Below are 24,572 nucleotides of genomic sequence, written 5' to 3'. Positions count from 1 at the left end.
GAATTCACGAGCTATCTTCGTGCGTGTCGCCCAAAGTGTCGAGCGGTTTTGGGAAGACGATGCGCACCAAGACATAAGCGCACGTCGCCGAATGAAAGGGCAGGAGATGAGCAGCACAATCCGCGAAGCCGATGTCGGCTCGTCCAAGGTGACGCCGCTGCCGGCGCGCGCCGCCGCCAACACCCCCGTCCCACACGACCATCGTATTGCGCGCAATCCAGGCATGAAGCTCGACCTCGGCTTCATGGAATCGGTGCGCAGCGTCAATCGCTCGGCGCTGGAACGGCGCGTCGCCAGCCTGACCAAGCGGCGCTCGATCAAGGCCGACAACCAGGCGGCCTGGTTGCTAAAGGCCGTCGCCTGCATGGATCTGACGACGCTGAATTCCAACGACACCGAGGAACGCGTGCGCCGGCTCTGCGCCAAGGCGATCAACCCGTTTCGCCGCGACATTGTCGAGGGTCTCGGCATTGCGGGTGAAACCATCCGGCCGGCGGCCGTCTGCGTCTACCATCCCTTCGTCGCCACCGCCGTCGACGCCGTGCGCGGCACCGGCATCCACGTCGCCGCCGTATCCACCGCCTTTCCGCATGGCCTTGCGCCGCTGTCCACCCGTCTGCAGGAAATCGAAGCCTCGGTCCGCGACGGCGCCGACGAGATCGACGTCGTCATTCCGCGCGGCGTGGTGTTCGGCGCCAAGTGGCGGGAGCTTTACAATGAGATTGTCTCGATGCGGGCCGCCTGCGGTGACGCGCATCTGAAGGTCATCCTCGGCACCGGCGACCTCGCCACGCTGCGCAATGTCATGCTGGCCTCGATGGTGGCGATGATGGCGGGCGCCGACTTCATCAAGACCTCGACCGGCAAGGAAAGCGTCAATGCGACGCTGCCCGTCGGCCTCGCCATGGTGCGTGCTATCAGAGCCTATTTCGAGGAAACCGGTTATCTCATCGGCTTCAAACCGGCCGGCGGCATTTCGACGGCAAAGGCCTCGCTCGACTGGCTGGTGCTGATGAAGGAAGAGCTCGGCCGGCCATGGCTGGAGCCCGAGCTGTTCCGCTTCGGCGCCTCGAGCCTGCTGACCGACATCGAGCGCCAGCTCGAGCATCATCTGACCGGACACTATTCGGCCAATCATCGCCACGCGATGGCTTGAACGCACCACCCACCCCGATCGGCTTCGCCGATCGACCCTCCAGACGGGAGGGTGAAGGAGGAGCCCAATGAACATTCTCGAACGCTATCACGCCATGGAGTACGGCCCGGCGCCGGAAGCCCGCAACGAGGTCGACGCGTGGCTCGCCGCGCGCGATTTCGGCAAGGCGCTGTTCATCGGCGGCGACTGGAAAGCAGCTTCCGGCGGCAAGACCTTCGAGACCAGCGAGCCGTCTTCCGGCAAGCTGCTGGCCAAGGTCTCGGACGCCAATGCCGCCGATATCGACGCCGCGGTTGCGGCGGCCACCAAGGCGCTGCCGAAATGGTCGGCGTCTTCGGGCTACAGCCGAGCAAAAGTGCTCTATGCCATCGGCCGCGCCATGCAGCGCCATCAGCGTCTGTTCGCCGTGCTTGAGACAATCGACAACGGCAAGCCGATCCGTGAAAGCCGCGACATCGATGTGCCGCTGGCGATCCGCCATTTCATCTATCATGCCGGCTGGGCGCAGGCGCTGGACAAGGATTTCCCCGGCCAGAAGGGTGTTGGCGTCGTCGGCCAGATCATCCCCTGGAATTTTCCGCTGCTGATGCTGGCCTGGAAGATTGCGCCGGCACTCGCCGCCGGCTGCACCGTGGTGCTGAAGCCGGCCGAATTCACGCCTCTGACATCGATCCTGTTCGCCGAAATCTGTGAGCGCGCCGGCGTGCCGAAAGGCGTCGTCAACATTGTCCAGGGCGGCCCGGAGGCGGGAGCGGCCATCGTCAACCATCCCGGCATCCAGAAGATCGCCTTTACCGGCTCTTCCGAGGTCGGCAAAATCATCCGCAAGGCCACCGCCGGGTCAGGGAAAAAGCTGTCGCTGGAGCTCGGCGGCAAATCGGCCTTCATCGTCTTCGAGGATGCCGATCTCGATAGCGCGGTCGAGGGACTGGTCGACGGCATCTGGTTCAACCAGGGTCAGGTGTGCTGCGCCGGCTCGCGGCTTTTGGTGCAGGAAGGCATCGCCGATGCCCTCATTGCCAAGGTCAAGACGCGGATGAGCCGGCTGCGCGTCGGCAGCCCGCTCGACAAGAACACCGATATCGGCCCGCTGGTCGACTTGACACAGCTCGACCGGGTCAAGGGCCTGGTCGCCGAAGGCGCCAAACAAGGCGCCGTCTGCTGGCAGCCGGATGCGGCGCTGCCGTCCTCCGGCTACTACCATCTGCCGACGCTCGCCACCGGAGTTTCGCCGGCTAACATTCTCGCACAGGAAGAAGTGTTCGGTCCGGTTTTGGCGACCATGACCTTCCGCAACACCGAGGAAGCGATCGAGCTTGCCAACAACACGCGCTATGGGCTGGCCGCCTCGGTGTGGAGCGAAAATGTCAATCTGGCCCTGCACGTTGCGCCGCAGCTCAAGGCTGGCGTCGTCTGGGTCAACGGCACCAACATGTTCGACGCCGCCTGTGGCTTCGGCGGCTACCGCGAGAGCGGTTTCGGCCGCGAAGGCGGTCGTGAAGGCATGTTCGAATATCTCGCGGCGAAACTGCCGCTCGGCCCGGTCATCAAGCCGGCGACGCTCTCCGCACAGCCAGTCGAGCAGGCCGACGGCTCGGCAATCGACCGCACGGCAAAGCTGTTCATCGGCGGCAAGCAGGTGCGCCCGGACGGCAATTATTCGATTGCCATCGCCACTGCCAAGGGCAAGCTTGTCGGCGAGGTTGGTCTCGGCAGCCGGAAGGATATCCGCGATGCCGTCTCCGCAGCCCGCGCTTGCAAAGCATGGCCGGAGGCGACCGCCTACAACAGGTCCCAGGTGCTTTACTATCTGGCCGAGAACCTTTCCGGTCGCGCCGGCGAGTTTGCCGCCCGCCTGACCGAGCTTACGGGTGCTACGCCCAAGGCGGCGCGCGAGGAGGTCGACCAGTCGATCGAGCGGCTGTTCCTCTATGCCGGCCTTGCCGACAAATTCGAGGGGCGCGTGCACCAGCCACCGGCGCGCGCTGTCACGCTGGCGCTGCATGAGCCGGTCGGTGTCGTCGGCATCGTCGCGCCGGATACCTCGCCGCTGCTCGGCCTGATCTCGCTGATTGCACCCGCACTCGCGATGGGCAACACCGTGGTCGCGGTGCCGTCCGAGCGCTATCCGCTGCTGGCGACCGATCTCTACCAGGTGATCGAATATTCCGACGTTCCGGCCGGCGCCATCAACATCGTTACCGGCCGCACGGCCGAGCTTGCCGGCGTGCTGGCCAAGCATGACGATGTCGACGGACTCTGGGTGTTCGCTGATGCCGAGACCTGCGCCAAGGCGGAAGCCGAGTCCATCGGCAACCTCAAACGGGTCTGGAGCGGCAATGGCCGTGGCCTCGAATGGGCGTCCGACGAAGCTGCCGGCGACACCTTCTTGCGCCGCGCCGTCGAGGTCAAGAACGTCTGGGTGCCATACGGCGACTGAGGCCGTGCTGCCATGATGGTGATCGTGTTCGGGCTTGACGCCCGGATGCATGTTCTTTAACGAGAAAAAACATCTTTATCTGTGGGCTGACAGGCGCGCAGGCCGCATAATGGCGTCCGACTGGCCCATGACGCCCTGGCCGACTGCCGATAAACCCGGACGATCCCTAGAGGAGAACAGCATGGCGGATCTGGCAGGCAAGGTCGTTGTCGTCACGGCAGCGGCACAAGGCATCGGCAAGGCGAGCGCGCTGGCCTTCGCCAAGGCAGGTGCCGTGGTCCACGCCACCGACATCAACGAGACGCTTCTCGCTGAGCTCGCCAAGACGCCAGGAATCAAGGCCCGCAAGCTGGACGTGCTCAACGACGAGGCCGTCAATGCCGCCTTTGCCGAGATCGGTGTCGTCGACGTGCTGTTCAATTGCGCCGGTTTCGTCCATTCCGGCTCGATCCTCGAGATGAAGGACGCCGATCTCGATTTCGCGCTGAACCTCAATGTCCGCGCCATGATCCGCACCAGCCGTGCCGTGCTGCCCGGCATGCTGGAACGCGGCGACGGATCGATCATCAACATGGCCTCGCTGGCCAGCTCGACCAAGGGCGTGCCCAACCGCTTCGTCTACGGTCTGACCAAGGCCGCCGTCATCGGCCTGACCAAGGCGATCGCCGCCGACTATGTCGGCAAGGGCATACGCTGCAACGCGATCTGCCCCGGCACGGTCGAGAGCCCGTCGCTGCAGGACCGCATGCATGCGCAGGGCGACTACGATGCCGCCCGCGCCGCTTTCATCGCCCGCCAGCCGATGGGCCGGCTGGGCACGCCGGAAGAAATCGCCGATCTCGCCGTCTATCTGGCCGGCGCCACCTATACGTCCGGACAGGCCTATAATATCGACGGCGGCTGGTCGATCTGAACCAATCTGACTGAGGAGAGCATGACATGAAGCTGCTGCGCTATGGCGAGGTCGGGAGCGAACGCCCCGGCCTGCTCGATGCGGATGGAACGATCCGCGATCTCACTGGCCACGTCACCGATATCGGCGGCAAGGCACTCGATCCGGCATCGCTGGCAGCGCTGGCCAAGCTCGATCCGAAGTCCCTGTCGGCGGTTTCCGGCAGCCCGCGCCTTGGCGCCTGCGTTGCCGGCACCGGCAAGTTCATCTGCATCGGCCTCAACTATTCCGACCATGCCGCCGAAACCGGCGCCACCGTGCCGCCCGAGCCAATCATCTTCATGAAGGCAAGCTCGGCCATTGTCGGGCCGGATGACGACGTGCTGATCCCGCGCGGCTCGGTGAAGACCGACTGGGAAGTCGAACTGGCCGTGGTCATCGGCAAGACCGCCAAATATGTCAGCGAGGCCGATGCGCTCGATTATGTCGCCGGCTATTGCGTCGCCCACGACGTCTCCGAACGCGCCTTCCAGGCTGAGCGGCAAGGCCAGTGGACCAAGGGCAAGTCCTGCGACACCTTCGGCCCGACCGGCCCATGGCTGGTGACCAAGGACGAGGTCGCCGATCCGCAGAACCTCAAAATGTGGCTGACCGTCAACGGCAAGACGATGCAGAACGGCTCGACCAAGACCATGGTCTATGGCGTCAAGTATCTGGTGTCCTATCTCAGCCAGTTCATGTCGCTGCACCCCGGCGACATCATCTCCACCGGCACGCCGCCCGGCGTTGGCCTCGGCATGAAGCCGCCGGTGTTCTTGAAGGCCGGCGATGTGGTGGAGCTCGGCATTGAAGGCTTGGGCCAGCAGAAGCAGACATTTAAGGCTGACGTGTAGATCTGCAAGGTTGCGCTGCCCCCTCATCCGGCCGCTTCGCGGCCACCTTCTCCCCGCAGGGGAGAAGGTGGCCGGCGGCGCTGACAATCTCCTCTCCCCTCTGGGAGAGGTCAGCCGAGCGAAGCGGAGGCTGGGTAAGGGGGCTGCGCCGTCAGCCCCTACTTCAGCACCTTCCCATCAACCCCAAACCGATAAGTCTTAGCCGGATCCGGCGTCGCATAGAGCGTGGCGCCCGGTTCGGCATCATAGACACCGAAAATCCGCACGGTGATCAGCCCGGCCTTCTCGCAATCGAGATAGAGATTGGTGTCGGCGCCGAGATGCTCGGCATGAACGACCGTTCCCTTCCAGGCGCCTGACTTCGGATCGACGGTCAGGTGCTCCGGCCGCACGCCGATGGTCTTCGCCGTCTCACCAAGCCGGGCGCCATCGACGAAGTTCATCTTCGGCGAGCCGATGAAGCCGGCGACGAACTCATTTGCCGGCGAATTGTAGAGCTCCATCGGGCCGCCGATCTGCTCGATCCGGCCGGCATTGAGCACGACGATCTTGTCGGCCAGTGTCATCGCCTCGACCTGGTCGTGGGTGACGTAGATCATTGTCGCCTTCAGCCGGCGGTGCAGCTGTGCGATCTCCAGCCGCGTGTTGACGCGCAGAGCCGCATCGAGATTCGACAACGGTTCGTCGAACAGAAAAAGCTTGGGCTCGCGCACCACGGCGCGGCCGATGGCGACGCGCTGGCGCTGGCCGCCGGAGAGCTCGGCCGGCCGCCTTTCGAGATAGGGTTCCAGCGACAGCATCGATGAGGCGATGCCGATGCGCCGCTCGATCTCGGCCGTCGGCGTGCCGGCCTGCTTGAGGCCAAGGCCCATATTGTTCTTCACCGTCAGATGCGGGTAGAGCGCATAGGTCTGGAACACCATGGCGATGCCGCGCTTGGCCGGCGGGGTGGCCGAGACATCCGCGCCGTCGATGACGACGCGGCCCGAGGTCGAATCCTCCAGTCCGGCGATGACCCTGAGCAAGGTCGACTTGCCGCAACCCGACGGGCCGACGAAGACGACGAATTCGCCGTCGGTCACTTCGAGGTTGATGCCCTTCAGCACCTCGACCGGCCCGAAGGCCTTCTTCACATTCTCGATGTTCAGCGAGCCCACGGCTTCGTCCCTGTTCTAGAGTTTGACGGCGGCGCCACTGCGCACGCTCTCGTCGGCGGCAAGGCAGACGGCGAGCGATTTGACCGCGTCGTCCATGTGTTTGGTGAGATCCAGATCCTCGCGGATCGCCTTCAGCACAAAGGCCTGTTCGAGGTCGCAAAGGTCCTGGTGGCCCGGTTCGCCTTCCATCGACAGCATTTCGTCCGACTTGACGAACTTGCCGTCCGCGCCGGTCGCGGCACTGTGCAGGCGTATGGTCGAGGTCTTGGTGTGGGTGTCGATGTCGTCGGACTTGACGCCTTCCTTCATGACGATCGACACGCAGCCATTCGGCGAAATCACGTCCTTCACGAAGAAGGCGGTTTCCGAAATCATCGGCCCCCAGCCTGCTTCGTACCAGCCGACGGAACCGTCATCGAACAGCACCTGCAGATGGCCGTAATTGTACATCGAGGGCGCCACCTCGTCGGTCAGCCGCACGCCCATGCCGCGCACCTCGACCGGTTTGGCGTCGGTGATCTGCAGCATGACGTCGAGATAGTGCACACCGCAATCGACGATCGGCGACGTCGTCTGCATCAACTGCTTGTGCGTCTCCCAGGTATGGCCTGAGGATTGCTGGTTGAGGTTCATGCGGAACACGTAGGGCCCGCCGAGCTTGCGCGCTTCGGCGATCAGCCGGATCCAGGATGGATGGTGGCGCAGGATGTAGCCGATCACCAGTTTCTTGCCATTGGCCTTGGCCGCCGCGACGACACGCTTGGCATCGGCCACCGTCGTTGCCAGCGGCTTTTCGACGAAGACATGGCAGCCAGCCTCGAACGCCCTAACCGCATAGTCGGCATGGCTGTCGGAATAGGTGGCGATGCAGGCGACATCGGGTTTTTCCTCACGCAATGCGTCGTCGAAGGAACGCCTGATGCCATAGCCGGTAAGCCCGTCCGGCAACGGCACGTCGGAGCGGTTGATCAGCGCCGCGATCTCGAAGCCCGGATTGCTGTGATAGGCCAGCGCATGGCTGCGGCCCATATTGCCGAGGCCGGCGACGACGACGCGAAGAGGTGCCTGCGAACTCACTTGACGGCTCCGGAGGTGATGCCGCGGATCAGTTGCCGCGAGAAGATGACGTAGAGGATCAGCACCGGCATGATCGCCAGCGAGAGCGCCGCCAGGATGGCGTTCCAGTTGGTGACGAACTGGCCGAGGAAGAGCTGCGCGCCGAGCGTCACCGTCTTGGTTTCTTCCGACGGCGCCAGGATCAGCGGGAACCACAGATCGTTCCAGATCGGGATCATGGTGAAGACGGCGACCGTCGCCATCGATGGCCGCACCAGCGGCAGCACCAGCCGGAAGAAGATGGTGTATTCGGACAGGCCGTCGATGCGGCCGGCATTCTTCAGATCGTCGGACACTTGCTTCATGAATTCCGACAGGATGAAGACGGCAAGCGGCAGGCCTTGCGCGGTGTAGACCAGGATCAGCGCCGTCAGCGTGTTGACCAGCCCGCTCGCCACCATCAACTGCAGGATGGCGACGGTGCCGAGCCGGATCGGGATCATGATGCCGAGCGCCAGATAGAGGCCCATCAGCGAGTTGCCGCGAAAGCGGTATTCCGACAGGGCGAAGGCTGCCATGGCGCCGAACAACAGCACGAAGAACAGCGAGGCGACGGTGACGACGAGGCTGTTCTGGAAATAGTGGATGAAATCGCCCTGGCCGATGACGGTCGTGTAGCCGATCAGGTCGAAGGTCTTGGGCGTCGGCGGCGTCAGCGGCGCGCCGAAGATGCCGGCGCGAGACTTGAACGAATTCATGATCACCAGGATCACCGGAAACAGTGCGATCACCGTATAGGTCAGCAGGATCGCATGGGCGCCGATGGTGCGGGGCACGGAACGGGTGGCGATGCTCATCTCTTGCCCCTCAGAACTGGTAGCGACGCAGGCGCGTCTGCACGAGGAAGAGATAGACGCAGACGCCGCCGAGGATGATCAGGAACATCATCGTGGCGATCGCCGCACCCATATTGGGATCGCCGACCTGCAGCTGGAAGCCGAAGAAGGCGCGGTAGAGGAAGGTGCCGAGGATATCCGTGGAATAGTTCGGCCCGGCGAGCGCCCCTTGCGCGGTGTAGATCAGGTCGAAGGCGTTGAAATTACCGACGAAGGTGAGGATCGAGATGATGCCGATCGACGGCAGGATCAGCGGCAGCTTGATCTTCCAGAACTGCGACAGGCCGGTGATCCCGTCGCATTCGGCGGCCTCGATTACCTCTTCGGGGATCGACAGCAAGGCTGCGTAGATCAGCATCATCGGGATGCCGACGAACTGCCAAACCGAGATCAGGCTGAGCGCGGTCAGCGCATATTGCTCCTTGCCGAGCCACGGCGTGAAGAGACTTTTCAAGCCGACGAGATCCATCAGATGCGGCGCCACGCCCCATAATGGCGACAGGATCAGCTTCCAGGCGAAACCGACGATGACGAAGGACAGGATGGTCGGCACGAAGATCGCCGTGCGGTAGAAGGCCGCGAACCTCAGTTTCGGGCTGGACAGCAGGGCGGCCAGCATGACGCCGATCGGGTTCTGCACGACCATGTGGATGATGAAGAACCAGGTGTTGTTCCTGAGCGCGTTCCAGAAACCCACCGACCAGTTGGGATCGCCGAACAGCATGCGGAAGTTTTCCAGCCCGACGAAGACCTGATGCTGCTCGATGTTGCGGAACAGCGACAGCTGCAGCGTGCCGGCGAGCGGCAGGATCATGATCGCCGTATAGACGAGCACTGCCGGCGCCAAAAAGACGCCGATATGCCAGCGGAACGGTCTTTTCGGTCTGATATCTGCGGCCATGAGTTCGGTCCCCGCCGTCTCTCGGTTCCAAAAGGGTATCGATCTAGATGATGCCTCGATGCACGGCCCGAACACTCTTGCCGGATGCGGCAAGAACAAAGGCATGCGACTGATCAGCTAGCCTTCCCCCAAGAGAGGGTAAGGCCGGGAGGCGGTGCCGACAATCGCAATCTGAATAGGCGCACTCTGAATGAGGTAGTCCGGAACCGGCCAGGCCTGCGCCCGGCCGGCTCCGTTGCCTGAGCGCTTACTTGGCCGGCTTGTACCAGCTGTCGAGACCGGTCTGCAGCTTCTTGGCGGCAGCTTCCGGCGTATCGGTGCCGTTGATGACGTTGGCCGATTCAACCCAGGTCTCGTTTTCGAGGTTCGGCGTGCCGCGCGACAGGATCTGGTAGGTCGAGCGGATCGTCGACTTGCACTTGCCGCGCCAGGAGACGAATTCCTGCGCCAGCGGGTCTTCCATCTTCACCGGTGCGGAGTTCAGGCTGAAGAAGCCCGGCAGCGCGTTGGCGTAGATGGTGGCGAAGTCCGGCGAGGCGACCCAGGACAGGAAGGTCTTGGCCGCATCGGCGTTCTTCGAAGCCGCATTCAGGCCCATGCCGATATCGGTATGGTCGGAGATGTAGCAGGTGTCGCCGGCCTTCTCGACCGGCGGCGGGAAGGCGCCCATCTTAAACTGGGCCTGGGTGTTGAAAAGGCCGATTTCCCATGAGCCGGCCGGGTAGATGGCGGCGCGGCCGAGCGTGAACAGGTTCTGGCTGTCCGGATAGGTCTGGGCTTCAAAGCCGTCGCCGAGATAAGGCTTCCACTTTGCCAGTTCCTCATACGGCGCGACCCAGTCCTTGTCGGTCAGCTTCTGATCGCCCTTGATCAGCGCCGCACGGCCGTCCTCACCCTTCCAGTAGTTGGGGCCGATGTTCTGGTAGCCCATGGTCGCGGCTTCCCAGAGATCCTTGGTGCCCATCGCCATCGGGATGTAGGTGCCGTCGGCCTTGATCTTGTCGAGCGCGGCGAAGAACTCGTCGCGGGTCTCCGGCACCTTGATGCCGAGCTTGTCGAAGGCGTCCTTGTTGTAGATGAAGCCGTGGATGACCGAGGCCATCGGCACGCAGAAGCTCGCCTTGCCGTCGTCGGTCTGCCAGGCGGACTTGGCCACCGGAGAGAAGTTCTCCATGCCGGGCAGCGCCGACAGGTCGGCAAGGTTGCCTTTCTTGAACAGTTCAAGCGACTTGTCGAAGGGGCGGCAGGTGATCAGGTCGCCCGCCGAGCCGGCGGCAAGCTTGGCGCCCAGCGCGGCGTCATATTCGGTCGGAGCCGACGGCGCGAACACCACCTTGATGCCGGGGTTCTTGGCTTCGAAAGCCGGGATCAGCTTGTCCTTCCAGATGGCAAGGTCGTCACCGCGCCAGCTTTCGATGTTGAGCGTTACGTCTGCGGCAGAAGCCACCCCGGCCGAGCCGAGAATGCTGGTGCCCAAAAGTAGTGCCGTCAGTAGTTTCGTTGTCATGCTCAGTCTCCCTGTTGACCTTTTTCAGGTTCGGTTTTGATGAGAACGGAGGCAGTGCGCCCTTTGCTCCCCTCGATCGCGGAAAGAGCCGGCCGCAGCTTCTGGCCGGTCTCTTCCAGTATCTTCTGCGCCGCATCGGCGCTGTCGGCGCCGGCGGCAAGCAGAATGGCGGTTTTGACCGCGCCGCCGCTCTTCTCGAGCAGGCGGGCCGCTTCGTCCGTGCCACGCCCGCTGACGGCGGCGACGATGCGCGCCGCGCGGTCGCGCAGCTTGATGTTGTCGGCCATCAGATTGACCATGTAGCCGTCATGGACATGGCCGAGATGGACCGCGGTCAGCGTCGACAGCATGTTGAGCGCGATCTTCTGGGCGGTGCCGGCGCCCATGCGGGTCGAGCCGGCGATCAGCTCCGGCGGCGTTTCGAGCAGAATGGCGGTTTGCGCCTGGCGAAGCAGGGCAGAGTCCCGGTTGTTGGCGATGCCTATGGTGGCGGCACCACGGCGAGCGGCTTCCTCGATGGCCCGCACCGCATAGGGCGTCGTGCCGCTGGCGGAAATGGCGATCAGGCAGTCGCCCTTGCCGAGACCGGCCTTGGCGACCGCAGCCGCGGCCTCTTCGGTATCGTCTTCCGGCCCGCCGGCCAGTGTCCGAAAGGCCTCGTCGCCGCCGGCGATCAGGATGGCGATGCGGTCGCGGTGAATGCCGAAGGTGCCGGGCAATTCAAGTGCATCGGCCAGCGCCATCAGGCCGGAGCTGCCGGCCGCCGCGTAGGCAAGCTTGCCGCCGCTCTTCAGCCTGCCGGCGATGATCTCGGCCGCCCTGGCAATGGATGGAATGGCTTGGCGCACGACCGTTGCGGCTTCGATCTGCGCATCGGCCAAATAGGAAAGGATGGCGTCCGGGGCCTGGATATCCAGCCCCTCGGCATTCTGGTGAAGCGCTTCGGTGCGCGTTTCGGCCATCCCGGTTCCTCCAATACCAGAACAATACCAAAAAAATACCACTTGTCCACACGCATTAACGAATTCGCGGCTCGGAAATCGCTGAGTCGACGAAATACGTAGGTTTTTCAATAAAATACGCCTTAATCTTTTTGAAACGAAAATTAACCCTTGGCTATTGGTATTTTATTGGTATTATCCGCCCGGAGGAGAAATCACGTGAATTTCGTGCTCGGAATCGATGGCGGCGGCACCAGCTGCAGGGCCGCCCTGGCAACAGCGGATGGTGCAGTCATTGGCCGCGCCAAGAGCGGCGCCGCCAACATCCGCACCGATCTGACCGGCGCCCGCTCGAACATCGTCGATGCCGCCAGGCAGGCGTTCATCGCCGCCGGGCAGGATCCGGAACTGATCCCGCAGACACCGGCCATTCTCGGCCTTGCCGGCGCCAATGTCGGCACCTACCGGCAGCAGCTCGAAGCGATCCTGCCGTTCAGCACCAGCCGCGTCGAGACCGACGCCGAAATCGCCCTGGAAGGCGCTGTCGGCTCGGGCGACGGCGCCATGGCGATCCTCGGCACCGGCACCGCCTACATGGCGCGCAAGAACGGCAAGTCGCGCGCCATCGGCGGCTGGGGCTTCCAGGTCGGAGACCAGGGCAGCGGCGCCCGCATCGGCCGCGACCTGCTCGAACAGACACTGCTTGCCTATGACGGCGTCCGCGCGGGTTCGCCGCTGACGCAGAGCATGCTGGCCGTTTTCCGCAACAATCCGGAGGACGTGGTCGAATTCACCACCAATGCCAAGCCAGGCGATTTCGGCGGCTTCGCGCCCAAGGTGTTCGAGCATGCCGAGAAGGGCGACAGCGTCGCCAACTGGATCCTCGACAGGGTGGTCGCCGATGTCGAGGCCTCGCTCGGGGCGCTCGACCTTGCGGACGACGCGCCGCTTTGCCTGCTCGGCGGGCTGGCGCCGCTCTACGCGCCGCGCCTCTCGGCGCGCTACCGGGCGCTGCTGAAGCCGCCGCTCGACGACGCATTGGGCGGCGCCGTGCAGATGGCGGTCCGCCTTTTCGCGACCACGGAGGCGGCTCGATGAGCGAGGCCGCCGACCAGATCTTCGCCACGCTGAAACATCAGGCGCAAAGCGGCGCGCCGCTCTATCTGCAGCTTCGCAAGAGCATCGAGGACGCGGTCAATCGCGGCCTGATTGGGCCGGGCGACGCGCTGCCCTCCGAGCGCGACATTGCCACCAAGGCCGACATTTCGCGGGTCACCGTGCGCAAGGCGGTGCAGGACCTGGTCAAGGGCGGCATCCTGGTCCAGCGCCACGGCTCAGGCACGTTCGTGGCGCCGCGCATGGAGCGCGTCGAACAGTCGCTGTCGCGGCTGACCTCGTTTACCGAGGACATGGCTCGGCGCGGCATGGCTGTGCGTTCGGCCTGGCTCGACCGCGGCCTTTACGCGCCTTCGCCTGACGAGATGATGGTGCTCGGCCTGTCGTCGAGCGAACTGGTGGCACGCGTGGCGCGCCTGCGCATTGCCAACGACACGCCGCTGGCGATCGAACGCGCCTCGCTGTCGGCCAGCGTGCTGCCCGATCCGGCCGACATAGGCTCCTCGCTCTATGCGGCGCTGGAACTGACCGGCAACCGGCCGGTGCGGGCGGTGCAGCGCATCTCCGCCGCCAATCTCGGCGACAGCGACGCGCGCCTGCTTGAGGTGCCGCCAGGCATCGCCGGCCTGCACATCGAACGCATTTCCTATCTGGCGAGCGGCAAGGTCATCGAATTCACCCGCTCTATCTACAGAGGCGACGCCTATGATTTCGTCGCCGAACTGCGGCTGACCGGGCCGAGCGAAGAGGGCCGACCATGACGACACAAGCAACCCATATGCGGCGCGAGATCGAGGAGATCCCGCAAGCCGTCGCTCGCCTGCTCGACGGTTCCGGCGCGGTGCTGACCGAGGCCGGGCGCGGCATCCGCGCACGCGACCCGCAGTTTGTCGTCACCGTGGCACGCGGCTCGTCCGACCATGCCGCCACCTTCATGAAATATGCCGTCGAGCTGACTGCGGGACTGGCCGTGGCATCGGTCGGACCATCCATCGCCTCGATCTATGGCCGCAAGCTCAGGCTCGCCGGCTCGGCCTGCCTGGCGATCTCGCAGTCGGGCAAGAGTCCCGACATCGTAGCCATGGCCGAAACCGCTCGGGCCGGGGGCGCGCTGACCGTCGCCATCACCAACACCGCCGATTCGCCGCTGGCGCGCGCCTCGGACTATGCGATCGATATCCTGGCCGGCCCCGAGCGCAGCGTGGCGGCAACCAAGACCTTCATCAATTCCGCTGTCGCCGGCCTCGCCCTGATGGCGCATGCCACCGGCGACGATGCGCTTCTGGCGGCCCTCGCCCAATTGCCTGGGCATTTCCGCAAGGCGATCGCTTGCGACTGGATGAGCGTGCTGTCTGAGACGATCGAGAAGCAGAAGTCGCTGTTCATCCTCGGCCGCGGCCCGTCGGCTGCGATGGCCAACGAAGCGGCGCTCAAATTCAAGGAGACCTGCGGCATGCATGCCGAGGCCTACAGCGCCGCCGAAGTCATGCATGGCCCGCTGGCACTGATCGGGCCCGATTTTCCGGTGCTGGCGCTGGCCGCGCGCGATGCGTCCGAGCCGTCTATCGCCGAGGCCGCCGACAGCCTGGCGGCCAAGGGCGCGCCGGTGTTCGTCACCTCCGCACTTGCCCAGCGCGCCGTGCGCCTGCCGCATGTCGCCACCGGCCACCCGCTGACCGATCCGCTGACGCTGATCGTCTCCTTCTACATGTTCGTCGAGGCCTTTGCCCGCCATCGCGGCCTCGATCCGGACACGCCGCGCAATCTTCGCAAGGTGACGGAGACCGTATGAGCGACCGTTTTGCCCTGACTGGCGCCCGGATTTTCGATGGCGACGACTGGCATGAAGGCCACGCGCTGGTCGTGCGTGACGGCCTCGTCGAGGCTATTTTGCCCACCAGCGCCATCCCCTCGGATATCCGCGCCGTCGACACCGGCGGCGGCGTGCTGGCGCCGGGCTTCGTCGACCTGCAGGTCAATGGCGGTGGCGGCGTCATGCTCAACGACCACCCCGATGTCGCCTCGATCGAAACCATCTGCAAGGCGCATGCGCCCTTCGGCACGACGGCGCTGCTTGTGACGCTGATCACCGACACGCCCGGCGTCACCGCCGCCGCCGTCGCCGCCGGCGAAGCAGCGGCGCTGCGGAAGGTGCCGGGCTTCCTCGGCCTGCATCTCGAAGGCCCGCATCTGTCGATCGCCCGCAAGGGCGCGCATGATCCGGCGCTGATCCGGCCGATGCTCGATGCCGACCAGGCGATGCTGATCGCGGCGCGGCAAAAGCTGCCGGTGCTGCTCACCACCGTAGCGCCGGAATCCGTCGAGCCGGCACGCGTCGCGGCACTCGCCAAGGCCGGCGTCATCGTCAGTCTTGGCCATTCCGACACCGGCTACGCCACCGCCAGAACCTTCGCCGAAGCCGGCGCGAGCGTGGTCACCCATCTGTTCAACGCGATGAGCCAGATCGGCAATCGCGAGCCAGGGCTGGCGGGCGCAGCCATCGATATCGGCACCTTGTCCGCCGGTCTTATCGCCGACGGCATCCATGTCGATCCCGCCACCATCAAGATCGCACTGCGCGCCAAGCAAGGTCCCGGCAAGATCGTGCTGGTCAGCGACGCCATGGCGACAATCGGCACCGACATGACCTCGTTCACGCTCAACGGCCGCACCATCTACCGCAAGGATGGCAGCCTGCGGCTTCCCGACGGAACGCTGGCGGGTGCCGATCTCGACATGATCTCGGCTGTTCGCTTCATGCACAATGTCGTTGGCATCGATCTATCCGAGGCCTTGCGCATGGCCTCATTGTATCCGGCGCAGGCGATCGGCCAGTCGCACCGGCTTGGCCGCTTCGCCAATGGCACGGCAGCCGATATCGTTGCTCTGTCGGACGATCTCGACATAAGAAGCGTCTGGATCGGCGGCGGCAAGGTGTTCGAGGCCACCGCTTCACGCTGAAAGCAAGACCATGCAAGATATCGATTGCGTCGTCGCCGGAGCGGGCGTCGTTGGGCTCGCCGTCGCCCGCGCGCTCGCTTTGTCGGGCCGAGAGGTGCTGGTGATCGAGCAGGCTAATGCGATCGGCACCGTCACGAGCTCACGCAATTCCGAGGTCATCCATGCCGGGCTCTATTATGCGCCCGGGAGCCTGAAAGCCCGGCTCTGCGTCGAAGGGCGTGAGCGGCTCTACACCTATTGCTGCGAGCGCAACGTCGCCCATGATCGCACCGGCAAGCTGATCGTCGCCGTCGAACCGGATCAGTTGGGCAGGCTGAGCGCGATCAGGGCCAATGCGCAGAGCTGCGGGGTTGGCGATCTCGATCTGCTTACACAGGCACAAGCCGAAAGCCTCGAACCCGCGCTGAGGTGCGCCGGCGCGTTGCTGTCGCCATCGACCGGCATTGTCGACAGCCATGCACTGATGCTGTCGCTGCGCGGCGACGCGGAGACCGCCGGCGTGTCGTTCGCCTTCCTTACCACTGTCGCCGGAGCGGCCGTTGAAGCCGATGGAATCCGGATCGATACGCGCGATGCCAAGGGCGAGATCTTCGCATTGAAAACCGGCGCCTTCGTCAATGCGGCAGGTCTCGATGCACAAGCCCTGGCCAACCGGATCGAGGGGTTTTCACAAGACCTCGTTCCGCCGCTCTGGCTGGCGCGCGGCAATTACTTTTCGCTTTCGGGCCGGTCGCCCTTCTCGCGGCTGATCTATCCGGTCCCGGTCAATGGCGGCCTCGGCGTGCATCTGACGCTGGACCTTGGCGGCAGCGCGCGCTTTGGTCCGGATGTCGAATGGATCGACCACCTCGACTATACGGTCGATCCCCGCCGAAGCACTGTCTTCTACGAGGCGATCCGGCGCTACTGGCCCGAGCTTGCCGACGGCGCCCTGCAGCCTGCCTATGCCGGCGTCAGACCGAAACTGTCCGGCCCCGGCCAGCCGGCTGCCGACTTCACGATCCAGGGTCCGGCCGACCATGGCGCCGGCCGCATCGTCAATTTGTTCGGCATCGAAAGCCCCGGCCTGACGGCCAGCCTGGCGATCGCCGAGCACGTCGCCGAGCTGTTGTACCCAGGCTGACCCGACTGCCTACGCGGCTCCCGGGGCGATCCATCGTTTCACGGAACCGCCGAACCGCGCTATTTTGCTGGTATTGCTCTATGAGGCATAGAGGTCCTTGTAGGCGTCGCGCAAAAGATTCTTCTGCACCTTGCCCATGGTGTTGCGCGGCAGTTCGTCGATGAAGATCACCCGCTTCGGGTGCTTGTATTTCGCCACGCGTTCAGCGATGGCGCCGAGAATTTCGGCCCCGGTGATCTGCGATGACGGCGCCCGCACGACGACAGCAGTGACGCCTTCGCCGAAGTCCGGATGGGCAACGCCGATGACGGCGCTTTCGCCAACCCCGTCAAGCGCGTCGATCTCGCTTTCGAGTTCCTTGGGATAGATGTTGTAGCCGCCGGAAATGATCAGGTCCTTGCCGCGCCCGACAATGTGGACGTAACCATCGGCATCGATGATGCCGAGATCGCCGGTGATGAAGAAGCCGTCGGCGCGGAATTCCGCTTTGGTCTTCTCCGGCATGCGCCAATAGCCGCCGAAAACATTTGGGCCCTTCACCTCGATCATGCCGACCTCGCCCTGCGCAAGCGCTGCGCCGCTGTCGGGATCGGCGATGCGAAGCGCGACGCCGGGCAAGGGGAAACCAACCGTACCGGCGCGCCGCTCGCCCTCATAGGGGTTCGAGGTGTTCATGTTGGTCTCGGTCATACCGTAGCGTTCGAGGATCGCGTGGCCGGTGCGCTCGCGCCAGGCCTTGTGTGTCTCGGCCAGCAGCGGCGCCGAACCGGAAATGAACACACGGATGTTTTTCGCCGCCTCGCGGTTCAGCCCGTCCTGCTGCAGCAGGCGCACATAGAAGGTCGGCACGCCCATCAGGGCCGTGGCGCGCGGCAGCAGCGAGACGATGCGGGCCGGATCGAACTTCCGCTCGAACAGCATCGAGGCGCCAGCCATCAGGATGACGTTGGTGGCGACGAACAGGCCGTGGGTGTGGAAGATCGGCAATGCGTGGATCAGCACATCATCTCCGGTGAAGCGCCAGTGCTCGACCAGCACCCGCGCGTTGGAGGCAAGGTTCTCGTGGCTGAGCATGGCGCCTTTGGAGCGGCCGGTGGTTCCCGACGTGTAGAGGATCGCCGCTAGGTCATCCGGCCCGCGCGCCACGTCATGGAAATCCGCCGGCAGCCGCGAGGCCTGATCGGTCAGCGATCCCTCGCCGTCGCGGCCGAGCGTGACGGTGGTGGCGCCCGATTTTCCCGCCAACGCTGCGATGTCGGCAGCCCTTGCCGGATCGCAGACGACGAGGCGTGGCGCTGCGTCGCCGAAGAAGTACTCCAGCTCGGCCAGTGTGTAGGCGGTGTTGAGCGGCAGGAAGACGGCGCCGGCGCGCAGGCAGGCGAGATAGAGCAGGACCGCTTCCGGGCTCTTCTCGACCTGCACGGCGACGCGGTCGCCGGGTTCGACATCCAATTGCAAGAGCGCATGCGCAAGCTGCGCCGAGCGCGCCAGCATATCGCCATAGGTGAGCGAGCCGCCATCATTGGTTTCCATCAGCAGGCGCCCTGGCGCCGGCATCCGAGACCGGAACGCATCGAACAGATGATTGCTCATAAGGACTTCCCTGGGGTGGCGGAACGGCGGCGCCGAGCATGCCTTTCGAGCGGCATGCATTGGCGGCGAAGAGTTCGCGATTCCTGGCCGCGCCGTCAAGACCGCAGACGATGGCTCACACCAGTCGAGCCAACACCCAGAGATAGCGAGCAATGGGCCGCAAAAAATCCGCCGGGAAAACGACCGCTATCGCCGGGCGCGCTCGGCTCTGCCGGCGACCGCCTGTGACCCTTCGCCTTGACTGAAGCGTTTCATGCACATGGCGGCGGTCAACTGGTAGTGATTGATCAGTGCCTCGACGGCAGCGTCGGCATTGCCATCCAGGGCACATTCGGCGATCAGGCGATGCTCGCCGAAATCGTCGCGCTGGACGCCTTCGCCGTCATTGGCCATTTGCCGATAGCGATAGGCGTGATCGGAAAGCTGATCGCAGAACCCCACCAGCCATTGCGACCGGCAGGCCGAGATCAGCACCCTGTGGAAGATGCGGTGCAACCTTTCCCAATCCGGGTTGAGCGAGAAGAGATTTTGCGGCGAAAGACGTGACGCGCGCCCCAGGCGATGCAGAGCCAGGACGAGCTGTTCTTCCCATTCGGCGGTGCGGTGGGCGATGGATTCGCGAAGCGCTCGCTCCTCGAGCCAGCAGCGGGTACGCGTCAGTTCCTCGAGTTCCGACGCGCTGACCGGCATGATGAAGAAGCCACGCTGGTCGTGCCGACCGAGAAGCCCTTCCGAGGCGAGGCGATTGAGAGCCTCGCGGACAGGGGAAGCGCCAGCCCCATATTTGGAGACCACCCATTCGACCCGCAGCTTGCTCTCGGCTTCAAGAACACCACCGAGAAGATCGTCACGCAATTGCTGATAGACCGTGCTGGCAAGCGTGCTCTTGGGTCCTGCGGCGTCATCGTTCAGATTGGCAGCTCCGTATGTCACAGCGACTCCTTGTCCCCAAAACTTGTCTTGGGCAATTCGAGTCCGACAGCATTCGCCTTTTCGTACTTGTACCATATAACGCGTGCCGCGGCGCGCTCAAGCAGAAGATCACGCTATTGTACTTTAGCACAAAGGAATATGCGGCATTCCGGAGATCAATGCTGTAATCCCGCGCATTCCCACAACCTGCGGAAACTTAACATGTTTTGTATGCACGCAGGAGAATCTGTTCTTCCTGTTCTTTTGTATGCGCATGAGACCACCTGTTCTATTGCGCGCACAGGCGGCGAACAGCGAAGCCGAATCAGGCCGCCGCTGCTCTTTTGGGCGCAGTGCCCTTGAAGATACGATGCGCCGTGAGTTAGCCGGCTGCGTTGTCGGCTGCCGTCCTGATCGCCTGAATGTTTTGCCGGTAGGCTTCGACACTGCCGCCTTTAAAAATGGCGGCGCCAGCCACCAGCACGTCGGCGCCGGCAGCGGTGACCAGTGGCGCGGTTTCGGCTGAAACACCGCCGTCGATCTCGATGCGGATCGGCCGGTCGCCGATCAGCGCCTTGACCCGCTTCACCTTATCGACGATGGCCGGAATGAACGCCTGGCCGCCGAAGCCCGGATTGACGGTCATGATCAGGATCAGGTCGAGCCGGTCGAGCACATACTCGACCACGCTTTCAGGCGTTGCCGGATTGAGCGACACTCCGGCCTTCTTGCCAAGGTTCCTGATGGTTTGAAGCGAGCGGTCGAGATGCGGCCCGGCCTCTGCATGGACCGTCAAACCGTCGCAGCCGGCCTCGGCGAAAGCGGCCAGATAGGGGTCGGCCGGGGCAATCATCAGATGGCAGTCGAAGAAGGCCTTGGTGCGGTTGCGGATCGCCTTGATCACCGGCGGGCCAAAGGTGATGTTGGGGACAAAGTGCCCGTCCATCACATCGAGATGGATCCAGTCGGCGCCGGCCGCCGCCACCGCTTCGACCTCATCGCCGAGCCTCGAAAAATCCGATGCCAGCACCGACGGTGCGATCAAGGTCTTTCTGCTCATGGGTGCGGCCTTTCCGAGCGCCCTTTTCATCCGGCCACTCTGGATCGCCTGCCTAATGCGCTCCAGCCGACTTGTCGAGTGCATGGGCGCGGGCGCTGCACAGGCAGGGTGGCGTTTTGGCGTCTCCGATCTTGTTGCAGCCAATTTCCGCTTGCCCCGGAACCACAAGAAAGACCCGCCGGATTGCTCCGGCGGGTTTCTGGTCTGGCGTCGAGCAGATGGTTATTGCTGCTGGAGTTTCAGGATTCTGTTTGGATCCGGATCCTGCTGCTGTTCGACCTGCGGCCTGCGCCGTGGCAGTACCTGCTGCAGCAGCAGGCCCGGGTTGAGCTCCAGCGACGGTTGCCCGCGGACCGGCCGGCAGTTCGGGTACCGCCCGATCGTGCCTTCCGGGCAGCGCCGCCTGATGATCGGCTGGCACTGGCCATTGATCATCTGCGTGCCCGGTGCGCATTCCACCTGCTGCCTGGGCTTGCGGCATGCGCCGTCGATCACCTCGGTCCCACGCGGACAGACACATTCGCCGCGCTTGTTGTGGACCTGGCCGCGTATGTCGCACTGCTGCACATCAGGCTGCTTGCGCCGGCAGGCATTGCCTTGCACCTCGGTACCCCTCGGGCAGACGCAATCGCCGTTGGCGCCGTGGACCTGGCCACGGATGGTGCATTGCTCCGGCTTCGGCTGGATCGGTCGGCAGGCATTGCCCCTGACTTCCGTGCCGCGTGGGCAGACGCAATCGCCATCGGCATTGTGGACCTGGCCACGGATGGTGCACTGCTCCGGCTTCGGCTGGATCGGTCGGCAGGCATTGCCCCTGACTTCCGTTCCCCTGGGGCAGACGCAATCGCCATCCGAATTGTGGACCTGGCCACGGATGGTGCACTGCTCGGGCTTGTCGGTCCTGACGCATTTGCCGTTCTCAAGCCCGGTTCCGCGTGGGCAGACGCAGCGTCCGTCCTCGGTGCGGATCTGGCCTTCGAGCAGCACGCAGCGCTTCGGCGGCGGTGGCGTTGGCAGAATATTGGTACCACCGCCGGTGCACTGGCCATTGCGGAAGGTGGTGCCTTCCGGGCAGACGCAGCGACCGGCGTCGTTCATGACGAAGCCTTGCGAGCATTCCTTCTTCGTCTCCTGGCTGATGGTGAAGGGATGGCAGGCATAGGCCTTGCCGCGATCGCCCTGCACATTGGTCTGGCCGCCGCCAAGCACGTCGCCACCGCCTTGCACCCGTGTGTCGGGAGAGAGCACGCCGACGCAGTTCTGGCCGCTGACGTTGCCCTGCAGATTGGCCAGGCGGCCGTCGTCGGGAATGACCACGGTGACATGGTGCACCTGGCTTTCGCCGGCGCCGAGCGTCAGGTCGGCAATGCAGGACGCAGGCAAGGTTGCCGGTTCCGGCGAGCAGCCGAAGGGCGGATCGATCGACGTGATTTCAACGCCTTCCAGCCTGCCGAGCCCATCCACGCCGATCGCATCACCGATACGGACCGGTCCCGAGAAGGGGGTCGTCCCATCATTGGTGATGGTGATCTCGAACGAGCAGGGTTGGCCGAGCTTGCATTCGCGGTCGCCGGTTTTTTCGACACGGATAGTCGAAGAGCCGCCGCCCTTGGCGCAGGCCTGGCCGATCGGATAGACGATGTCGTCGCCTGGCGCCGGACCAAACGAACCCCGCGCGCAGTTCTCGAACGCGCCATTCGCAGAAACCGTCACGTCGAAGTGGCGGCTGGTTCCAGGTGTCATCACGGCACCGGGAATCTGGCACGACAGCGCATTGGCCGGAACCGGTCCGCATGCCCATTCCGCGCCGTCAGGGGTGACGGTCTGGATCTGGACGGGCGCGCCGCCAGCCACCAGCGTGGCGGCATCGTTGACCCGCACCGGACCGGTGGGGGCAGCGGTGCCAAGGCTGATGACGGTGATGCGGCAAGAGATGACCGCGGCACCGGCGAGCGAGCCGTTGCATACCTTGGTGATGCGCAGGGTCGGCTTGCCGCCATTGGGATGACGGAAGCGTTCCTTGGCGCAAGCCTTGTTGTTGGTGAGGTCGTTTTCACCAGGAATGGCCTTCACCGCGGCGCAGTTCTCCACCGTGTCCGACTGGTAGCCGGCCGGCATGACCGCCTTGACGACGATCGGTGTCGAGGCGCCCGGAGGCAGCGAGATCCCCGCATTGTCGCAGCGGAACTGGCCGGGGCCGTTCGGTCCGCATGTCCAGGGCGGGCTCGGGCCGAAGGTCGAGGAGGACGGCGCGCCGCCCGGATAGGTGTCGATCACCGTCAGCGGCCCATTATAGGTTGATGTGCCGTTGTTGATGATGTCGATCACGAAGTAGCAGATGCCGTCGGCCGTGCAGACCGGGATACGGGCACGCTTCTTCAGGATCAGGTCGACCTTCTTTTCGACCGGCGGCTGGCAGTCGCGGTCACGGTCGCCACGCCGGCAGATCGGGATCGAGGCACAGCCGCGATCATTCGATTGGCTGCCGAACAGCGGCTTGCCGCTGGCCCCATAATTATACGTGGCGCAGTTGCGCAGGACGCTGCCTTGCCAGCCTCCGGCCGGCTTGAAGCCGAGCTTGAGGTCGACGGAGGCCCCCGGACTGAGCGTGGTCACCGGATAGGTGCACGTCATCGGGGTGGTGCCGGGTACGCAGACCCAGGGCGGATTAGGCCCCGAATCGAGCGTCGATCCGGCCGGCAGCGTCACCTCGTCGAGCACGATCTTGCCGTGGTAGGCACCGGTGCCGACATTGGTGACCCTGATGGTGAAGTCGCAGCCGCCGCCCATCGTGCAACGCGTCACGTCGGCGCGTTTCTCGACCTTGAGGTCCGGCTCCTTGTCCTTGGGCGGGCACCTCTGGTCACGCGGGATGACGATGTCGATCGTCTGCGTGCAGCACAGGCCCCAGCCTTCCTTCGGACCGGCATAGGTTTCGATGCCGGTGACGATGAGGTGGATGACGTCGCCGGGCGATGCGCCGACGATCTTCCAGTTTAAGACACCGCCGCCCGCCGGCACCAGCTGGGTGTCGGGGATGATGGTGATGCCGGGCGTGGTCGTCGACACCTGCACCCACTTGCCGCCCATCTCCGGGCCGACCGGCATGTGATAGATGAAGGCGCCGCCGCCGGGCACGCAGTCGACCGTGCCGCGTTCCACCTTGAAGCATTCCTTGCCGGGAGGTGGCGGTGGCGGGTTGCATTTTGTGACGTCGATCTTGATCGAGGTCTTCACGCCGGTCTTGAAGTCGCCGTCGTCGGGCTTGCCCGGATCCTGCGACGGGATGATGGTCCCCGTGCCCGGTCCGGCCGTCACCTTGATCATGCCCTGGTTGTCGACGATCGTTGGTGCGGGAAAAGCCGCATGATCGATCTTGGCCGTGATCTGGAAGGTGATGACGCGCTCGTTCGGAGCACCGGCGCCGTCGAGATCGGTGGCGGAGAGCCGGAAATCGGACACAGTCGCCGTATCGTTGGGATTTGCCGAGGTGCTGATTGAAGCCCCCGGCAGTGGCCCACCGGACGAATCCGTGCCGTCGCCGGCCACATTGACGTTGACGATCTCAAGGCCGTGCGGGAGCTGGTCCTTGAAGTCGAGCTTGAGCTTGTTCAGCCTGGCCGCGAGGCTTGGGTCGGCAAAGCCTTGCGGATCGCCGCGCAAGCCGAAGCTCAGCGAATAGACGACATAGTCGCAGCTTCGTTGAGTGCCTTTCTTGGTGAAGAAAGGCACGAGCCGGTCCGGCCTCGGATTGACGACGCGCGAATTGTCGAGGTCGAGCTTCAGTTCCGGGGTGATCGGAACGGCGTCTTCCGCGTGGCTTGCCACAGGGGTGAGCATGGCGACCGCGATACCGGCCGCCATCAGCCAGCGCGCGCCGCGCCTGGCATATGACAGGGGTTTCATGATCGTCTCCATGACGGTTGAGTTGTTTTCTGCGAGCGGGGAGAGTGCGAGATTTTTCATCT

At 64.3% G+C, this 24,572-nt stretch carries 19 protein-coding genes; 9 read left to right on the top strand and 10 right to left on the bottom strand.

Going from position 1 to position 24,572, the window contains the following annotated elements; all coding sequences use genetic code 11:
• The first annotated feature begins 106 nt into the window (after positions 1–106).
• From deoC to EJ076_RS04940, 4 genes are all read left to right on the top strand, one after another.
• Complete coding sequence (gene deoC, locus EJ076_RS04955; protein ID WP_126067101.1) at positions 107–1,156, top strand: deoxyribose-phosphate aldolase; 1,050 nt, start codon at positions 107–109, stop codon at positions 1,154–1,156.
• A 67-nt stretch (positions 1,157–1,223) separates the two neighbouring features.
• Positions 1,224–3,596 carry an aldehyde dehydrogenase family protein gene (locus EJ076_RS04950; RefSeq protein ID WP_126067100.1) on the top strand — a complete coding sequence of 791 codons (2,373 nt, stop codon included), beginning with the start codon at positions 1,224–1,226 and terminating at the stop codon, positions 3,594–3,596.
• A 181-nt stretch (positions 3,597–3,777) separates the two neighbouring features.
• Positions 3,778–4,509, top strand: a complete 732-nt coding sequence (locus tag EJ076_RS04945) for an SDR family oxidoreductase (protein ID WP_109667449.1) — start codon at positions 3,778–3,780, stop codon at positions 4,507–4,509.
• 26 nt (positions 4,510–4,535) lie between these two features.
• Positions 4,536–5,381 carry a fumarylacetoacetate hydrolase family protein gene (locus EJ076_RS04940; RefSeq protein ID WP_126067099.1) on the top strand — a complete coding sequence of 282 codons (846 nt, stop codon included), beginning with the start codon at positions 4,536–4,538 and terminating at the stop codon, positions 5,379–5,381.
• Between the two features lie 158 nt (positions 5,382–5,539).
• Here EJ076_RS04940 and EJ076_RS04935 read toward each other — a convergent pair whose 3' ends face one another.
• The 6 genes from EJ076_RS04935 to EJ076_RS04910 form a co-directional block, all read right to left on the bottom strand.
• On the bottom strand, positions 5,540–6,538 hold the full coding sequence (locus tag EJ076_RS04935) for an ABC transporter ATP-binding protein (protein WP_126067098.1): 999 nt from the start codon (positions 6,536–6,538) through the stop codon (positions 5,540–5,542).
• A 15-nt stretch (positions 6,539–6,553) separates the two neighbouring features.
• Entirely contained in the window at positions 6,554–7,615 is a 1,062-nt protein-coding gene (locus EJ076_RS04930) for a Gfo/Idh/MocA family oxidoreductase (protein WP_126067097.1), read from the bottom strand.
• The gene (locus EJ076_RS04925; RefSeq protein ID WP_109667461.1) at positions 7,612–8,451 is read right to left on the bottom strand and encodes a carbohydrate ABC transporter permease; all 840 of its coding nucleotides are present in this window, start codon (positions 8,449–8,451) and stop codon (positions 7,612–7,614) included. Before EJ076_RS04925 ends, EJ076_RS04930 begins: the two co-directional genes overlap by 4 nt.
• Before the next feature lie 10 nt (positions 8,452–8,461).
• Positions 8,462–9,391 (bottom strand): sugar ABC transporter permease, encoded by a 930-nt coding sequence (locus tag EJ076_RS04920; protein WP_126067096.1) that lies wholly within the window; start codon positions 9,389–9,391, stop codon positions 8,462–8,464.
• A gap of 247 nt (positions 9,392–9,638) precedes the next feature.
• Positions 9,639–10,898: an ABC transporter substrate-binding protein gene (locus EJ076_RS04915; RefSeq protein WP_109667467.1), complete on the bottom strand. Its 1,260-nt coding sequence runs from the start codon at positions 10,896–10,898 to the stop codon at positions 9,639–9,641.
• A 2-nt stretch (positions 10,899–10,900) separates the two neighbouring features.
• The gene (locus tag EJ076_RS04910) at positions 10,901–11,860 is read right to left on the bottom strand and encodes an N-acetylmuramic acid 6-phosphate etherase (RefSeq protein ID WP_126067095.1); all 960 of its coding nucleotides are present in this window, start codon (positions 11,858–11,860) and stop codon (positions 10,901–10,903) included.
• A 198-nt stretch (positions 11,861–12,058) separates the two neighbouring features.
• On the opposite strand from EJ076_RS04910, the gene EJ076_RS04905 reads away from it, so the two are divergent.
• The 5 genes from EJ076_RS04905 to EJ076_RS04885 are packed head-to-tail and all read left to right on the top strand — an operon-like array spanning position 12,059 to position 17,039.
• Positions 12,059–12,937, top strand: coding sequence for an N-acetylglucosamine kinase (locus EJ076_RS04905; RefSeq protein ID WP_109667474.1), 879 nt, complete (start codon positions 12,059–12,061; stop codon positions 12,935–12,937).
• Complete coding sequence (locus tag EJ076_RS04900; RefSeq protein WP_027040192.1) at positions 12,934–13,716, top strand: GntR family transcriptional regulator; 783 nt, start codon at positions 12,934–12,936, stop codon at positions 13,714–13,716. Before EJ076_RS04905 ends, EJ076_RS04900 begins: the two co-directional genes overlap by 4 nt.
• Positions 13,713–14,747: an SIS domain-containing protein gene (locus tag EJ076_RS04895; RefSeq protein WP_126067094.1), complete on the top strand. Its 1,035-nt coding sequence runs from the start codon at positions 13,713–13,715 to the stop codon at positions 14,745–14,747. The genes EJ076_RS04900 and EJ076_RS04895 overlap by 4 nt, the downstream gene beginning before the upstream one ends.
• Positions 14,744–15,916, top strand: coding sequence for an N-acetylglucosamine-6-phosphate deacetylase (gene nagA, locus EJ076_RS04890; RefSeq protein ID WP_126067093.1), 1,173 nt, complete (start codon positions 14,744–14,746; stop codon positions 15,914–15,916). The genes EJ076_RS04895 and nagA overlap by 4 nt, the downstream gene beginning before the upstream one ends.
• Positions 15,917–15,926: 10 nt before the next feature.
• Positions 15,927–17,039 (top strand): NAD(P)/FAD-dependent oxidoreductase, encoded by a 1,113-nt coding sequence (locus EJ076_RS04885; RefSeq protein WP_126067092.1) that lies wholly within the window; start codon positions 15,927–15,929, stop codon positions 17,037–17,039.
• A 78-nt stretch (positions 17,040–17,117) separates the two neighbouring features.
• Here EJ076_RS04885 and EJ076_RS04880 read toward each other — a convergent pair whose 3' ends face one another.
• The 4 genes from EJ076_RS04880 to EJ076_RS04865 all read right to left on the bottom strand — a co-directional run bounded on the left by EJ076_RS04880 (position 17,118) and on the right by EJ076_RS04865 (position 24,570).
• The gene (locus EJ076_RS04880) at positions 17,118–18,632 is read right to left on the bottom strand and encodes a malonyl-CoA synthase (protein ID WP_126067091.1); all 1,515 of its coding nucleotides are present in this window, start codon (positions 18,630–18,632) and stop codon (positions 17,118–17,120) included.
• A 186-nt stretch (positions 18,633–18,818) separates the two neighbouring features.
• Entirely contained in the window at positions 18,819–19,565 is a 747-nt protein-coding gene (locus EJ076_RS04875; protein ID WP_126067090.1) for a GntR family transcriptional regulator, read from the bottom strand.
• A gap of 361 nt (positions 19,566–19,926) precedes the next feature.
• Complete coding sequence (gene rpe / locus EJ076_RS04870) at positions 19,927–20,604, bottom strand: ribulose-phosphate 3-epimerase (protein ID WP_126067089.1); 678 nt, start codon at positions 20,602–20,604, stop codon at positions 19,927–19,929.
• A 222-nt stretch (positions 20,605–20,826) separates the two neighbouring features.
• Entirely contained in the window at positions 20,827–24,570 is a 3,744-nt protein-coding gene (locus EJ076_RS04865; RefSeq protein WP_126067088.1) for a DUF11 domain-containing protein, read from the bottom strand.
• Positions 24,571–24,572 lie beyond the last annotated feature (2 nt).

The organism is Mesorhizobium sp. M7D.F.Ca.US.005.01.1.1, from assembly GCF_003952545.1.
In the GTDB taxonomy this organism is placed as follows: Bacteria; Pseudomonadota; Alphaproteobacteria; order Rhizobiales; family Rhizobiaceae; genus Mesorhizobium; species Mesorhizobium loti.
Note: the sequence above shows the minus strand (reverse complement) of the source record. Positions and strands in the feature narration are given on the sequence as shown.

Coding starts and splice junctions, on each gene's coding strand:
- deoC (WP_126067101.1), top strand. CDS start 107: ATGAGCAGCACAATCCGCGAAGCCGATGTCGGCTCGTCCAAGGTGACG.
- EJ076_RS04950 (WP_126067100.1), top strand. CDS start 1,224: ATGAACATTCTCGAACGCTATCACGCCATGGAGTACGGCCCGGCGCCG.
- EJ076_RS04945 (WP_109667449.1), top strand. CDS start 3,778: ATGGCGGATCTGGCAGGCAAGGTCGTTGTCGTCACGGCAGCGGCACAA.
- EJ076_RS04940 (WP_126067099.1), top strand. CDS start 4,536: ATGAAGCTGCTGCGCTATGGCGAGGTCGGGAGCGAACGCCCCGGCCTG.
- EJ076_RS04925 (WP_109667461.1), bottom strand. CDS start 8,451: ATGAGCATCGCCACCCGTTCCGTGCCCCGCACCATCGGCGCCCATGCG.
- EJ076_RS04920 (WP_126067096.1), bottom strand. CDS start 9,391: ATGGCCGCAGATATCAGACCGAAAAGACCGTTCCGCTGGCATATCGGC.
- EJ076_RS04915 (WP_109667467.1), bottom strand. CDS start 10,898: ATGACAACGAAACTACTGACGGCACTACTTTTGGGCACCAGCATTCTC.
- EJ076_RS04910 (WP_126067095.1), bottom strand. CDS start 11,860: ATGGCCGAAACGCGCACCGAAGCGCTTCACCAGAATGCCGAGGGGCTG.
- EJ076_RS04900 (WP_027040192.1), top strand. CDS start 12,934: ATGAGCGAGGCCGCCGACCAGATCTTCGCCACGCTGAAACATCAGGCG.
- EJ076_RS04895 (WP_126067094.1), top strand. CDS start 13,713: ATGACGACACAAGCAACCCATATGCGGCGCGAGATCGAGGAGATCCCG.
- nagA (WP_126067093.1), top strand. CDS start 14,744: ATGAGCGACCGTTTTGCCCTGACTGGCGCCCGGATTTTCGATGGCGAC.
- EJ076_RS04885 (WP_126067092.1), top strand. CDS start 15,927: ATGCAAGATATCGATTGCGTCGTCGCCGGAGCGGGCGTCGTTGGGCTC.
- EJ076_RS04880 (WP_126067091.1), bottom strand. CDS start 18,632: ATGAGCAATCATCTGTTCGATGCGTTCCGGTCTCGGATGCCGGCGCCA.
- rpe (WP_126067089.1), bottom strand. CDS start 20,604: ATGAGCAGAAAGACCTTGATCGCACCGTCGGTGCTGGCATCGGATTTT.
- EJ076_RS04865 (WP_126067088.1), bottom strand. CDS start 24,570: ATGAAAAATCTCGCACTCTCCCCGCTCGCAGAAAACAACTCAACCGTC.